General features: G+C 76.3%; 7 protein-coding genes. 4 read left to right on the forward strand and 3 right to left on the reverse strand.

Translation table 11 applies throughout. From position 1 onward, the window contains the following. Positions 1 to 120: 120 nt before the first annotated feature. The 3 genes from ACW14Y_RS31200 to ACW14Y_RS31210 are packed head-to-tail and all read left to right on the forward strand — an operon-like array spanning position 121 to position 9030. Complete coding sequence (locus tag ACW14Y_RS31200; protein WP_456984227.1) at positions 121 to 7323, forward strand: amino acid adenylation domain-containing protein; 7203 nt, start codon at positions 121 to 123, stop codon at positions 7321 to 7323. Between the two features lie 55 nt (positions 7324 to 7378). Further along, positions 7379 to 7576 (forward strand): MbtH family protein, encoded by a 198-nt coding sequence (locus tag ACW14Y_RS31205; RefSeq protein WP_380309469.1) that lies wholly within the window; start codon positions 7379 to 7381, stop codon positions 7574 to 7576. Then, positions 7573 to 9030: a DHA2 family efflux MFS transporter permease subunit gene (locus tag ACW14Y_RS31210; protein ID WP_402721894.1), complete on the forward strand. Its 1458-nt coding sequence runs from the start codon at positions 7573 to 7575 to the stop codon at positions 9028 to 9030. Before ACW14Y_RS31205 ends, ACW14Y_RS31210 begins: the two co-directional genes overlap by 4 nt. Positions 9031 to 9109: 79 nt before the next feature. Here the strand turns inward: ACW14Y_RS31210 and ACW14Y_RS31215 are convergent, their stop codons facing one another. Further along, positions 9110 to 10093 (reverse strand): N-acetyltransferase family protein, encoded by a 984-nt coding sequence (locus ACW14Y_RS31215; protein WP_456984230.1) that lies wholly within the window; start codon positions 10091 to 10093, stop codon positions 9110 to 9112. Between the two features lie 490 nt (positions 10094 to 10583). On the opposite strand from ACW14Y_RS31215, the gene ACW14Y_RS31220 reads away from it, so the two are divergent. Next, positions 10584 to 11081, forward strand: coding sequence for a beta-class carbonic anhydrase (locus ACW14Y_RS31220; RefSeq protein WP_030391822.1), 498 nt, complete (start codon positions 10584 to 10586; stop codon positions 11079 to 11081). 57 nt (positions 11082 to 11138) lie between these two features. On the opposite strand, the gene fes is transcribed toward ACW14Y_RS31220, so the two are convergent. Next, positions 11139 to 12338, reverse strand: a complete 1200-nt coding sequence (gene fes / locus ACW14Y_RS31225; RefSeq protein ID WP_456984232.1) for an enterochelin esterase — start codon at positions 12336 to 12338, stop codon at positions 11139 to 11141. Between the two features lie 19 nt (positions 12339 to 12357). Next, the gene (fhuB, locus tag ACW14Y_RS31230) at positions 12358 to 14529 is read right to left on the reverse strand and encodes a Fe(3+)-hydroxamate ABC transporter permease FhuB (RefSeq protein ID WP_456984234.1); all 2172 of its coding nucleotides are present in this window, start codon (positions 14527 to 14529) and stop codon (positions 12358 to 12360) included. Positions 14530 to 14678 lie beyond the last annotated feature (149 nt).

Here is a 14678-nt window from a genome sequence, read left to right on the forward strand (position 1 = left end):
CCGGGGCTGTCAGGGCCTGCCCAGCGGCAGGCTGTTGACCAGACAATATGCAGATAGCTTAGGCTAACCTAACCAGGCAATTGGCGTGCCGTTCGCCGGACCCGAGGAGCTTTCAGAACCATGCGTCGCCACCAGGCCGCGTCCGACCCCGTCGCCGTCCCCGCCGCAACCGACGTACCGCTGCTCGCCACCCAGGCGGCGATCTGGTACGCCCAGGCGCTCGACCCCGACAGCCCGGTCTACAACACCGGCGACGCCGTCGAGATCACCGGCCCGCTCGACGCCGGGCTGTTCGAGAGCGCCCTGCGCCGCACCGTCGACGAGGCCGACGCGCTCTCCGCCGTCGTCGTCGCGGAGGACCCGGACACGGAGGACGCCGACCCGGCGCCCCGTCAGCGCCTCGCCCCCGGCCGCCCCTGGACCCTGCACCACCTCGACCTGCGCGCCGAGGCCGACCCGGAGGCCGCCGCCGAAGCCTGGATGCGCGCCGACCTGGCCCGCCCCGTCGACCTCGCCGAGGGCCCGCTCTTCACCCAGGCCCTGATCCGCCTCGCCGAGGACCGCCACTGGTGGTACCAGCGCGTCCACCACCTCGCCGTCGACGCCTACGCGCTCACCCTGCTCACCGGCCGGGTCGCCGAGCTCTACACCGCGCTCACCGCCGGCACCCGCCCCACCGACCGCACCTTCGCCACCCCCGCCGAGGTCGCCGCCGAGGAGGCCGCCTACCGCGCCGGCCCGGAGCACGCCGCCGACCGCGCCTTCTGGTGCGACCGCCTGGCCGGCGCCGACGCCCCCGCCACCCTCCCCGGCGGCACCCCCGCCGGCCCCGCCGGACTGCCCCGGCTGGCCTCCTCCCTCCCCGCCGGCACCCTGCCCCGGCTGGAGGCTGCCGCCAAGGCCGCCCGTGCCACCTGGGCCGAGCTCGTCATCGCCGCCACCGCCGGCTACCTGCACCGCCTGGCCGGCACCGAGGACGTCGTGCTCGGCCTGCCGCTCGCCAACCGCCGCGGCCCCGCCGCCCTGCGCACCCCCGTCGCCACCGCCAACGTGCTGCCGCTGCGCCTCGCCGTCCACCCCCGCGACACCGCCGCCGAACTGCTGCGCCGGGTCGTCCTGGAGGTCCGCGACGTCCGCCGCCACCAGCGCTACCCGCTGGAGGACCTGCGCCGCGACCTCGGACTCACCGGCACCCGCCGCGCCCTGTTCGGACCGATGGTCAACATCAAGGCCTTCGAGCGCGACCTCGACCTCGCCGGCCTGCCCGGCACCGTCCGCAACCTCGCCGCCGGCCCCGTCGACGACCTCGCCCTCGCCGTCTCGCCCGGCCCCGACGGCGCCCTGCGGATCGGCCTGGAGGCCCACCCCGACCAGTACGGCGCCGACGCCCTCGCCGCCCACCGCGACGGCCTGCTGCGCTACCTCGACGGCCTCGCCGGCCTGCTGCTCGACGCCCCGCACACCCCGATCGCCCGGATCGACCTGCTCGACCAGGACGCGCTGCGCCGCGCCACCGCCGGCCGCACCGAGCCGCCCGCCACCCGCACCGTGCCCGAACTGCTCGCCGGCCAGGCCGCCCGCACCCCGGACGCGGTCGCCCTGCGCAGCGGCGCCACCGCCCTCACCTTCGCCGAGCTGGACGCCGCCAGCAGCCGCCTCGCGCACCGCCTCACCGACCTCGGCGTCCGCGCCGACACCCCCGTCGCCCTCGCCATGCCGCGCGGCGCCGACACCCTGGTCGCGATGTTCGCCGTGCTCAAGGCAGGCGGCGCCTGCCTCTCCCTGGACCTCACCCACCCCCGGCAGCGGACCGCCGACATCCTCGACGACACCCGCCCGGTGTGCGCCGTCGGCACCGCCGAGGCCCTCGCCGCGCTGCCCGGCGCCGCCGACCGCCCCGCCGTCGCCCTCGACGACCCCGCCGTCCGCGCCGCACTCGCCGCCCTGCCCGCCGGACCGCTGCCCGCCCCCGACCCGGCGCACACCGCCTACCTGCTGCACACCTCCGGCTCCACCGGCCGCCCCAAGGGCGTCGTGGTCACCCACGCCTCGCTCGCCAACCTCGCCGCCGGCCACGACGAGGACCACATCACCCCCGCCCTCGCCCGCACCGGCCGCCAGCGGCTGCGGATCGCCCACAGCGCCTCCTTCGCCTTCGACGCCTCCTGGGACCCGGTGCTGTGGATGCTCCACGGCCACGAGCTCCACCTGCTCGACGACGAGACCTACCGCGACCCGGCCGCCCTCGTCGGCCACGTCCGCGCCGAGCGGATCGACTACCTCGACGTCACCCCGTCCTACCTGGACGTACTGATCGCCGAGGGCCTGCTCGCCGAGGACGCCCACCGCCCCGCCGTGGTCGCGGTCGGCGGCGAGGCCACCCCCGAGCCGCTCTGGCGCCGCCTCACCGCCGTCGACGGCCTGCGCCCCGTCAACCTCTACGGCCCCACCGAGACCACCGTCGACGCCTACACCTGGACCCCCGGTCCGGACGGCGCCCCGGTCGGCCGGGTCGTCCGCGGCTCGCGCGCCTACGTGCTCGACGGCTCGCTGCGCCCCGCCCCCGACGGCGCCGCCGGCGAGCTCTACGTGGCCGGCGCCTGCGTGGCCCTCGGTTACCTCGGCCGCCCCGACCTCACCGCCGAGCGCTTCCTCGCCGACCCCTTCGGCCCGCCCGGCAGCCGGATGTACCGCACCGGCGACCTCGCCCGACGCCGCTCCGACGGGACGCTGGAGTTCCTCGGCCGCGCCGACGACCAGGTGAAGATCCGCGGCTTCCGGATCGAGCCCGGCGAGATCGCCGCCGTGCTCGGCGAACTCCCCGGCGTCGACCGGGCCGTGGTGATCGCCCGCCCCGGCCCCAACGGCAAGCGGCTGCTCGGCTACGCCGTGCCCGCCGCCGGAGCCCTGCTCGACCCGGCCGCGCTGCGCTCCGGCCTCGCCGCCCGGCTGCCCGAGCACATGGTGCCCGCCGCCGTGCTCGTCCTCGACGACCTGCCCCGCACCGGCAACGACAAGCTCGACCACCGCGCCCTGCCCGAGCCCGAGTCCGACGCCGCGGAGGCGGGCGCCGCGCCCGCCACCCCGCAGGAGGAGATCATCTGCGGGCTGTTCGCCGACCTCCTCGACCTGGCCGGACCGCTCTCCCGCGACGCCGGGTTCTTCGACCTCGGCGGCCACTCGCTGCTGGCCGGCCGCCTCGCCGCCCGGCTGCGCGAGGCCCTCGGCGTGGCCGTCGGCTTCGCCGACGTCTTCCGCCACCCCACCCCGGCCGCCCTCGCCGCCCTGCTGCGCGAGCGCTCCGCCCCCGAACCCCGCCCCGCCCTGGTCCCGGTCGAGCGCGCCGAGCGGCTGCCGCTCTCCCCGGCCCAGCGCGGCCTGTGGTTCCACTACCGGCTGGAGGGCCCCAGCCCCACCTACAACATCCCGCTGGCCCTCACCCTCACCGGCCCGCTGGACCGCGACGCGCTCGCGCTCGCCGTCGGCGACCTCGTCGCCCGGCACGAGACCCTGCGCACCGTCTACGGCGAGTCCGCCGACGGCGAGCCCTACCAGCGGATCCTGCCGCCCGCCCCGGTCGAACTCCACACCGGCACCGGCGAGATCACCGACGCCGTCCGGTACGCCTTCGACCTCGGCGCCGAACCGCCGCTGCGGGCCAGCCTGTTCGCCCACCAGGACGGCACCCACACCCTCCTGCTGCTGCTCCACCACATCGCCGGCGACGGCGCCTCCACCACCCCGCTGGCCCGCGACCTGGCCGCCGCCCACACCGCCCGCCTCGCCGGGCACGCCCCCGAACTGCCGCCGCTGACCGTGCAGTTCGCCGACCACGTGGACTGGCAGGCGAAGCTGCTCGGCACCGGCGAGGCACCCAGCGCCCTCGCCGTCCGCCAGCTCGACCACTGGCGCAAGACCCTGGCCGGCCTGCCCGACCAGCTCGACCTGCCCACCGACCGCCCCCGGCCCGCCGTCGCCTCCCACCGCGGCGCCACCGTGCCGTTCCGCCTCGACGCCGAGGCCCACACCGCGCTGGCCGCGCTCGCCCGCACCACCGGCACCAGCGTCTTCACCGCCGTCCAGGCCGGTCTGGCCGCCCTGCTCACCCGGCACGGCTGCGGCACCGACATCCCCGTCGGCACCCCCGTCGCCGGCCGCGACTCCGACGAGACCGCCGCCCTGGTCGGCTACTTCGTCAACTCCGTCGTCCTGCGCACCGACACCTCCGGCGACCCGACCTTCCGCGAGCTGCTCGGCCGCACCCGCACCGCCGTCCTCGGCGCCCACGACCACGCCGACCTGCCCTTCGACCGGCTGGTCGAGGAGCTCAACCCGCGCCGCTCGCTGGCCCGGCACCCGCTGTTCCAGGTCATGCTGGCCTGGCAGTCCGTCCCCGACCGGGCCTTCGCGCTCGGCGGCGGCCTCACCGCCACCGTCGCCGCGATCCCCTCCGGCACCGCCAAGTTCGACCTCACCCTCAACGCGGGCGAACTGCGCGAGGGCGGCATAGCCGGCTTCCTGGAGTACCGCACCGACCTCTTCGACGAGGCCACCGTGCGCGCCCTCGCCGAGCGCCTGGCCCGGCTGCTCACCGCCGCCGCCACCGCGCCCGACACCACGATCGGCCGGCTCCCGCTGATCGGCGCCGAGGAGCACCACCGCGCCCTGGTCGAGTGGAACGGCACCCCCGTCCGCTCGGAGCCCGGCGCCACCCTGCCCGAGCTGTTCGAGGCCGCCGCCCTCGCCGACCCGGGGGCCACCGCCGTCAGCTGCGAGGGCGAGACCCTGAGCTACGCCGAACTCGGCGCCCGCGCCGACCGGCTGGCCCGGCTGCTGGCCGCCCGCGGCATCGGCCCCGGCACCATCGTCGCCCTCGCCCTGCCGCGCTCCCTCGACCTGGTCACCGGCCTGCTCGCGGTCGCCAAGGCCGGCGCCGCCTACCTGCCGCTCGACCCCGAGTACCCGGCCGACCGGCTCGCCTACATGCTCGCCGACGCCGCGCCCGCCGCGCTGCTCACCGACACCGCCACCGCGCCCCGGATGCCCGAGCACCGGGTGCCGCAGCTCCTGGTCGACGGCGGCGAGGCGGACGCCCACCCGGCCGTCCCGCTGGCCCAGCACGAGCGCACCCGGCCGCTGACCGCCGAGGACACCGCCTACGTCATCTACACCTCCGGCTCCACCGGCCGCCCCAAGGGCGTCCCGGTCACCCACCACAACGTGGTCCGGCTGTTCTCTGCCACCGACCACTGGTTCGGCTTCGGCCCCGAGGACGTCTGGACGCTGTTCCACTCCTACGCCTTCGACTTCTCGGTCTGGGAGCTCTGGGGCGCCCTGCTCCGCGGCGGACGGCTCGTCGTCGTCCCGCACCTGGTCAGCCGCGACCCGGCGGCCTTCCTCGACCTGCTCGCCCGCGAGCGGGTGACCGTCCTCAACCAGACGCCGTCCGCCTTCTACCAGCTCAGCGCCGCCGACCGGGAGCGCCCCGGCACCGAACTCGCCCTGCGCTACGTGGTGTTCGGCGGCGAGGCGCTCGAACTCGGCCGCCTCGACGACTGGTACGAGCGGCACGCCGACGACGCGCCCACCCTGGTCAACATGTACGGCATCACCGAGACCACGGTGCACGTCTCCTACATCGCCCTGGACCGGGCGAGCGCCGCCGCCGGGAGCAGCAGCACCATCGGCGTCAACATCCCCGACCTGCGGATCTACGTCCTCGACCGGTACCTCCAGCCCGTCCCGCCCGGCGTCACCGGTGAGATGTACGTGGCCGGCGCCGGCCTCGCCCGGGGCTACCTCGGCCGCCCGGCCCTCAGCTCCGAGCGCTTCGTCGCCGACCCCTACGCCGAACTGTTCGGCGAGCGCGGCACCCGGATGTACCGCTCCGGCGACCTCGCCCGCCGCCGGACCGACGGCGTCCTGGAGTACTTCGGCCGGGCCGACCAGCAGGTCAAGATCCGCGGCTTCCGGATCGAACTCGGCGAGATCGAGGCCGTCCTGGCCGCCCACCCGGCGGTCGCCGACGCCGCCGTGGTCGTCCGCGAGGACGTGCCCGGCGACAAGCGACTGGTCGGCTACGCCGTCCTCGCCCCCGGCGCCGACCTGGTCACCGGCGAGGAACTGCGCACCCGCACCGCCGCCGACCTGCCCGTCCACATGGTGCCGTCCGCCGTCGTCCTGCTCGACCGGCTGCCGCTCACCGCCAACGGCAAGCTCGACCGCCGCGCCCTGCCCGCCCCCGACGCCCCCGCCGCCGGGGCCGGCCGCCCGCCGCGCAACCCGCGCGAGCAGCAGCTCTGCGAACTGTTCGCCGAGGTCCTGGGAGTACCGGCGGTCGGCGTCGAGGACGACTTCTTCGCCCTCGGCGGCCACTCCCTGCTGGTGGTCCGGCTCGCCGGGCGGATCCGGGCCGTGCTCGGCCTGGAGGTCGGCATCGGCACCCTGTTCCAGGCGCCGACCGTCGCCGCGCTCGACACCGCGCTGTCCGCGGACACCCCCGGCGCCGACGCGCTCGACGTCCTGCTGCCGCTGCGGCCCGTCGCCCCCGGCCGCCGCAACCCGCTCTTCGCCGTCCACCCGGCCGGCGGCCTCAGCTGGTGCTACACCGGACTGATCCGCAACATCCCCGCGGACGTGCCGATCTACGGCCTCCAGGCCCAGGGCGTCGGCGCCGCCACCGCCGACGAGCCGCTGCCCGCCACCATGGAGGACCTCGCCGCGCACTACGTCGACCGGCTCCGCGAGGTCCAGCCCGAGGGCCCCTACCGGCTGCTCGGCTGGTCCACCGGCGGCATCATCGCCCACGCCATGGCCGCCCGGCTGGAGGAGCTCGGCTGCGTCGTCGAGCTGCTGGCCGTCCTCGACGCCTACCCGGCCGAGGGCTTCCGCGACCTGCCGGTGCCGGACCAGGCCGAGGCCCTGGAGGCGCTGCTCACCATGGGCGGCTTCGGCCCCGAGGACCTCGACGGCCGCCCGCTGGAACTCGCCCACGTCACCGAGGTGCTGCGCCGCGAGGGCAGCCCGCTGGCCGGTCTCGACGACGCCACCGTCGAGGCGCTGAACCGGATCTACCTGCACATCAACCACCTGGTGCGCGAGTACGACCACCGCCGCCTCACCGGCGACGTGCTCTTCTTCCGCGCCGTCGTCGACACCATCGACGACACCCTGGTGCCCGAGCTGTGGACCCCGTACGTGGCCGGGCGGATCGACAACACCGATGTCGCCTGCTCGCACAAGGACATGACGCTGCCGGAGCCGATCGCGCACATCGCGGGCGTCGTCGCCGAGCACCTCACCGCCCTCGACTCCGGCCGCTGAACCCCGCCCCGTCCGCACCCGCGGCCCCGTCCGAACCCACAGGAGAACCCACCCCATGAGTGACGCCCCCGCCAACCCCTTCGACGGTGACGGCGAGTTCCTCGCGCTCGTCAACGACCAGGGCCAGCACTCGCTCTGGCCGGCCTTCGCCGCCGTCCCGGCCGGCTGGACCGTCGCCCACGGGCCCGGCGAGCGCGCCGCGGTGCTGGACTGGATCACCGCCCACTGGACCGAGCTGAGCCCGGCCCGATGACCGAGACGGACGCCAAGCCCGCCCCCGGCCCCGGCACCCCCGCCGGGGCCGGGGGCGGCGCCCCGGCCCGCCCGCTGTTCGCGGGACGCCTCGCCGTGGTGCTCGTGTACACGGCCGCGATGTGCATGAACGGTCTGGACTCGACGATCGTCAACCCGGCCCTGTTCACCATCGCCGGTGACTTCGGCCGTCCGGTCTCCGCCGCCAACGCGGTGGAGACCGCCTTCCTGGTCGGCCTCGCCGTCGGCCTCCCGGCGGCCGGCTGGCTCGGCGACCGGTTCGGGGTCCGGCGGGTCTTCCTCGGCTCGCTCGCGGTGTTCACCCTGGCCAGCGCCCTGTGCGCGGCCGCCCCCGGCCTCGGCGCGCTCACCGCCGCCCGGGCCGCCCAGGGCGTGGCCGGCGGGCTGCTCACCCCGGTCGGCATGACACTGCTGTTCCGGGCCTTCGAACCGCACGAGCGGGCCGGCCTCGGCAAGGTGCTGATCGTGCCGACGGCCCTGATGCCCGCGCTCGGCCCGCCGCTCGGCGGCTTCCTGACCGAGCACCTCTCCTGGCACTGGCTGTTCCTGGTCAATGTGCCGATCGGCGTGGCGGCCGTCCTGACCGGCGTGTTCGCCCTGCGCGACCAGGAGGAGCCGCCGGCCGGGCGCTTCGACACCACCGGCTTCCTGCTCGCCACCCCCGGCCTGGGCCTGCTCACCTACGCGCTCGGCTTCGGCCCCGCGCACGGCTGGACCTCCCCGGCGGTCGGCCTGTCCGGGGTGCTCGGCGCGGTGCTGCTCGTGCTCGCCGTCCGGCACCAGCTGCGGGCCGAGGAACCGTTGGTGGACCTGCGGCTGCTCGCCGACCGGACCTTCGGCGCGGCGAGCTGGCTGGCCCTGCTGACCGCGGCCGGACTGATGGGCGCGCTGTTCGCCTTCCCGCTGCTCTACCAGGCGGCGCTGGGCGCCTCGGCGCTGGACGCGGGCCTGAGCGTGTTCCCGGAGGCGATCGGGCTGATGGCCGCCTCCCAGGTGGTCGACCGGCTGCTGCCGAGGCTCGGCCCGCGCCGGCTCGCGCTGCCGGCCCTGCTGCTCGCGGCCCTGGTGCTGGCCGCCCTCGCCCTGCCGGGTGTCGGCGAGAACGCCTGGGCCGTCCGGGCGCTGATGTTCGGCGTCGGCCTGATCCTGGGCACCGCCGTGCTGACGGTGCAGATCGCGGGCTTCGCGGACGTGCCGGGGCCCGCGATGGGCCGGGCGATGGGTCTGTTCACCATCGTCCGCACCCTCGGCGGCGCGTTCGGCATCGCCGGCGCCGCGGCGCTGATCGGCGCGCTGGCCGAGGACGGCACGCACAGCGCCGAACCCGGGCCCTACCGGGTCGCGCTGCTGGCCACGGCGGGGGCGGTCGCGCTCGGCGCCCTGGTCGCGGCCCGGCTGCCGAAGGAGGCCCCGGGTCCGCCGCCGATGGACTGAGGGCCCGACGCCACCGCCGCAGGACGGCACCCCGCCCGGGGTGCCGTCCTGCGGCCGTTCGTGCCGTTCGCGGCCGGGATCAGAACTCCTTGACCAGCCGCCGGTGCCCGCTGCCCCACCGGTACCCGAGGGCGGCGTTCACCGCGACCATCGGCACATTGCCGGCCTCGACCTCGGTGTGCGCCGTCCGCACACCGTGCCCGAGCAGGTACCGCGCCGCCTGCAGCTTGAGCGCCCGGGCGAGCCCGCGTCCGCGCCAGGCCCGCAGCACCGCCGTGTAGTGGATGCGGCAGGCCAGCGGGTCGGCCGTCCCGTGCACCACGGTGGCGCCGACGATCCGCCCGGAGCACTCGGCGGTGAACACCCAGTCGGGGCGGCCGCCGGGACCGGCCAGGGCCTCGGCCCGCCAGTCGTCGAACTCCGGCAGGGCGTCGGCGAATCCGGGGTTGTCGCGGAGGGTCTCGCGGTAGAGCTGGTGGAGCTGCCGCTCGGGCTCGGGCGCGAGGGTGGTGGCGAGGGTGTCCAGGTACACGCCGGGCGGCGGCTGCGGGACGGGCAGGTGCGGGCCCAGCGGGGCGCTCGCCGACCGGACATGGGCGTCCACCCGGTAGCCGCGGCCGAGCAGCAGCCCGGTCAGGTCGGCGGTGGAGTCCCGCCCCGCGGTCGCCGACCCGTCGTGCCCGTCCGGGAGTTCGCCGAGCAGCCGGCCCGCTCCGGCCTCGCGGCCCCAGCGCTCCAGCCCGTCGTAGAGCGGCAGCAGCCAGGCCGGGGCGCGCCCCGGCGCGCTGACGACGAGCGAGGCGAGGTCCCCGGGCGGCGTCCAGGGCGCGCGCCAGGCGGTGGCGTACCCGAGCAGGTCCCCGGTGGGCCCGGGCTGGACCAGCCGGATCCGGCCGTGCCCGGTGAGGCGCCCGCGCCGGTCGGTGGTCAGCCGGTCCGCGTCCGGCAACGCCGCGTCCCGGCCGCGCAGTTCGGCGGCCGTGACGGGCGGCCCGGCCCCGTCGGCGGAGAGCAGCTCCGCCAGCGCGGGGTAGTCGGTGTCGGGCCGGAACGGGCGGATCACCGGTGGCCGCCGGAGAGAATGGAAAGCGTCACATGTGACACGGTACTGGCCCCGGCAGTGTCCCGCCGGGGGTTTCCCTTGCGCACCGGGCGGCCGCCCGTCCCGGACTCCCGGGCGCCGTCACCCGAGGGGGTGGAGAATGCCGGATTCCCCGGCAGGTGGGTGCGGTGGGCGGTACGGTGCCCGCATGACCGTGCTCGTCCGCCGTCGTCACATCGACTTCGGCCGCATCCACTCCACCGGCTGTCCGGTCACCTTCTGATCGATCGATCGACCCCCGGCCCGTCGGGCCGCGCCGCCCGGTAGGACGGCGCCGCACCGGACGGCCGTCGTTCCTCCGCCGCCGCGCACGGTCCGCCGCCTCCGGGCGGGCCGGTCCGCGCCCGCGCGGCGCCGTCCCGGCGCACCGGCCGACCCCTGCACACCGCCAGGCGTCCCCGCGTGCCCGGACGACCACGATCCGACCGCACCGAAGGGACCACCCTCCGCCATGACCGACACCGCCACCGACCACTACCTGCGGAACAACTCCGACTACGCCGCGGCCTTCGAGGGTCCGCTGCCGCTCCCGCCGGCCCGCCGCACGGCCGTCCTGGCCTGCATGGACGCCAGGCTGAACGTCTACGGCGCGCTCGGCCTCAACGAGGGCGACTCGCACGTGATCCGCAACGCGGGCGGCGTCGCCACGGACGACGCCATCCGTTCGCTGGCGATCAGCCAGCGGCTGCTCGGGACCGAGGAGATCATCCTCGTCCACCACACCGACTGCGGGATGCTCACCTTCGGCGACGACGCCTTCCGCGAGGACATCCGGAAGGAGACCGGGGTCAAGCCGCCGTGGGCGGCGGAGGCCTTCTCCGACCTGGAGACCGACGTCCGGCAGTCGGCCGCGCGGATCCGGACCAGCCCCTTCATCCCGCACACCCGGTCCGTGCGCGGCTTCGTGTTCGACGTCGCGACCGGGGCCCTCGCGGAGGTCGAGCTCTGAGCGGGAGGGGTGGTGGGTGCGACCGCCGCACCCACCACCCCTCGGGAAGCCGGGGTCTCAGCCGCGCTGCCCCAGCAGGTGGACCAGGCCGTCGGCGAGGCCCCCGCGCCAGCAGGCGTAGTCGTGCCCCCCGTTGAACTCGCGGTAGGCGAGGTCGTAGCCCCGGTCGAGCAGCACGTCGCGCAGGTTGCGGTTCTGGGGGAGCAGCAGCCACTCCTGGAGGCCGGCCTCCACCCAGAAGCGGGCGTCGCGGCGCTCGGCGGCGGCGAACCGGCGGGTGAGCCACTCGCTGCCGTCATTGTGCTCGGTGGGGTCCGGCCACCAGAAGGAACCGGACTGGGAGAGCGCGTTGCCGAACCGGGCCGGCCGGTGGAAGGCGGCGAAGGCGGCGGTCAGCCCGCCCGCGCTCTGGCCGGCGATCACCGTGCGGGCCGGATCGGCGGTGGCCCGGTACTCGGCGCCGGCCCAGGGCAGCACCCGGTCGGCCAGCAGGTCGACGAAGTCCGGGTTGCAGCTGAGGTCGTCCGGCCTGGTGCGGGGCGGGGTGTGGACGAGCAGTGCGACGGTCGGCGGGATCAGCCCCTCGGCCGTCAGGTTGTCCAGGGTGTCGCCGACGGACAGTTGCCCGCCCCACACGTCGCCGTCCAGCAGGACCAGCACCGGGTAGGGGCCGCCGTCCGCGCGGTGCCCGGCGGGCAGGTGGACGTCGATCGTCCGCCCGGCCGCCTCGGCGCGCACGGTGCGCCCGCGCGGCACCTCCGGGCGGCGTTCGACGTACGGCTGGGCGAGCGCCTCGGGCAGGGCGAGCACCGAGGAGGGGTGGCGCCCGTCGCGGCCGGGCAGCCGGGGGCCCCGGTCGAGCGGGTCGGGGCGGGCGTCGTCCAGGACCTTCAGCCAGTCCGCCCGCCGGGTGCCGGGGGCGGTCCCGCGCACCGGGTACAGCTGGTAGGACGCCCGGTGGTCGGCGCGCAGCCGGTAGGTGCGCGACCAGCCGCCGGCCCGGCGCTCCATCAGGTGCGGGGTGAGGTCGCCGGCGTGCCGGTCCTTGTCGGTGACGGTGTGGACGAGCGCGAGCACGCCGTCGTAGGGCTGCTCGCCCGGTTCGTCCCGCAGGACGAAGGTCACCTGCCGGTAGGCCGGGTCCTCGGGGTCGGGGTCGACCAGCGGGGCGCCCTCGGCGGCCACCCGGGCCCAGAACGCGTCGTCGCTGCCGGGCCGGTCCTGCTGAGCCGCAGGGTCGGGCTGTTCGTTCTGCACTGCGAGAACTCCTCGATGATCAGGCGGGGTTGCCCTTGCGGCCCAGCAGCACCCAGAGCAGGAACGGGCCGCCGAGCACGGTGGTGACGATGCCGACCGGGATCTCGACACCGGAGATCAGTACCCGGCCGAGGGTGTCGGCGAGCACGATCAGCACCGCGCCGACCAGGGCCGAGCCGAGCACCGGGACGCGGGACGGCCCGGCCAGCCGGCCGGCGACCACCGGTGCGGCCAGCGCGACGAAGCCGACCGGTCCGCAGATCCCGACGGCGAGTCCGGCGAGCGCCACGGCCAGCAGCAGGCAGGTGAGCCGGACCCGGCCGGGGTCGACGCCGAGCGAGGAGGCCACGTTGTCGTCGAAGCGCAGCACCGCGAGCCGGCGGGCCACCACCAGCGCGACCGGGACCAGGACGGCGAGGCCGATCAGCACGGGGGTGGCGACCTCGTAGTCCCGGCCGTTGAGGCTGCCGGAGGTCCAGACGTACAGCGAGGAGGCCGAACTGAGCGAGCGCCGGGCCATCGCGACCTGGCTGATCGCGGAGGCGAGCGCCGACATGGCGAGGCCGACCACGAGCACCCGGTAGCCGCGGGCGCCGAGGCCGCCGGAGACGGCGGTGACCACGGCGACGGCGACCAGCGCGCCGATCGGTCCGGCCCACCAGGCGCCGAACGTGCCGGTGGCGGTGACGGAGATCAGCACGGCGGCGGTGGCGCCGTCGTTGACACCGAGCAGTTCGGGGGTGGCGAGCCGGTTGCGGGCCAGCGTCTGGGTGAGGCAGCCGGCCAGGCCGAGCGCGGCGCCGGCGGCCAGGCCGGCGACGATCCGGCCGAGCCGGAACTTCTGCACCAGCAGGACGTCGAGGCGGTCGCCGTAGCCGAAGACGGCGCGGAAGGTGGAGCCGAGGTCGAGTTCGCTCTGACCGGCGTGCGCGGAGACCACCACGGCGGCGAGCAGCGCGGCGGCGAGGCCGAGCGCGGCCAGCGCCGAGCGCCGCGGCAGCAGGAAGGACAGCGCGCCGCGCCGGACCACCACGTCAGGCCGGGGCGGCTTCTCCTCCGGGTGGCCGCTCCGGCCGGAGGACTCGGTGGGTGCGGTGTCGGTCAGGCCGAGCGCGGCGTTCTTCCTGGACCGCACGATGGCGATCAGGGTGGGCGCGCCGACCAGCGCGACGATCACCGAGACCGGGGCCTCGAAGGGGCGGGCGACCACCCGGGCGAGCACGTCCGCCCCGGTCAGCACGGCGGCGCCGACGAGCCCGGCGAGCAGGGTGAGCCGGCCGACCCGGGGGCCGGCCGCGGCCCGGGCCAGGAAGCCGGCGAGCAGGCCGAGGAAGGAGATCGGTCCGGCCAGGGCGACGGCGGAGGCGGTGAGCAGGGTGACGGCGAGCGCGACGGCGGCGCGGGTGGCGCCGGGGCGGTGGCCGAGGCCGCGGGCGAGGTCGTCGCCGAGCGCGAGCGCGGACAGCGGCCGGGTGGTGAGCAGGGCGACCACGAAGCCGACGCCGAGCACCGGGGCGAGCTGGCCCAGCGTGGTCCAGCCCTCCACACCGGCCAGCGAGCCGAGCACCCAGACCCGGTAGCGGTCGTACGCCTCGGGGGAGTTGACGATCAGTACGCCGGTGAGGCCGCCGAAGGTGGCGCCGACGGCGGAGCCGCCGAGGACGAGCCGCATGGGGGAGCCGCCGCCCCGGCTGCCGGCGATCGCCAGCACGAGTCCGCTGGCCAGGACGGCGCCGCCGAAGGCGAAGGCGAGGTAGCCGTAGGAGGTCTGGACGCCGAGCACGGCGATGCCGAGGACGACCCCCAGCGAGGCGCCGGCGTTGACGCCGAGCAGGCCGGTCTCGGCGAGCGGATTGCGGGTGACGGACTGGAGTTGGGCGCCGGCCACCCCGAGCGCGGCGCCGACCAGCAGGGCGGTCAGGGTGCGGGGGAGGCGCAGGTCGCCGACGACCAGGGCGAGGTGACTGTCGGCGCGGGCGCCGTCGGTGTCGAGCAGGTAGTCCAGCACGCGGCCGGGGCCGACCTCGCCGGCGCCGACGGACAGTGAGAGCGCCGTCAGCGCGAGCAGTGCGGCGAGGATGCCGCCGAGGGTGATCCAGGCGGTGCGGCGGGACCGGTCGGCCGTCGGCGGTGCGGGGGCGGAGGGGTCCGCGCCGGCCGCTTCGACGGCACCCACTTGCGACAATGTCATAAGGTAAGGCTAACCTAATGGTCAGCGCGGTCGGACAGGTGTCCGAGCCGGGGTGGCATCCGTCCGGATCGTCCTGGTTCGTATCTCCGCACCACCGTTGCACCGCCGCATTCCGCACCGTCGTCCGTACCGCCCGTACGTAACACCCT

The organism is Kitasatospora sp. cg17-2 (assembly GCF_054031055.1).

Excerpts from the sequence above, each read along its gene's own strand:
- ACW14Y_RS31210 (WP_402721894.1), top strand. The coding sequence starts at position 7,573 with ATGACCGAGACGGACGCCAAGCCCGCCCCCGGCCCCGGCACCCCCGCC.
- fhuB (WP_456984234.1), bottom strand. The coding sequence starts at position 14,529 with ATGACATTGTCGCAAGTGGGTGCCGTCGAAGCGGCCGGCGCGGACCCC.
- ACW14Y_RS31220 (WP_030391822.1), top strand. The coding sequence starts at position 10,584 with ATGACCGACACCGCCACCGACCACTACCTGCGGAACAACTCCGACTAC.
- ACW14Y_RS31205 (WP_380309469.1), top strand. The coding sequence starts at position 7,379 with ATGAGTGACGCCCCCGCCAACCCCTTCGACGGTGACGGCGAGTTCCTC.
- ACW14Y_RS31200 (WP_456984227.1), top strand. The coding sequence starts at position 121 with ATGCGTCGCCACCAGGCCGCGTCCGACCCCGTCGCCGTCCCCGCCGCA.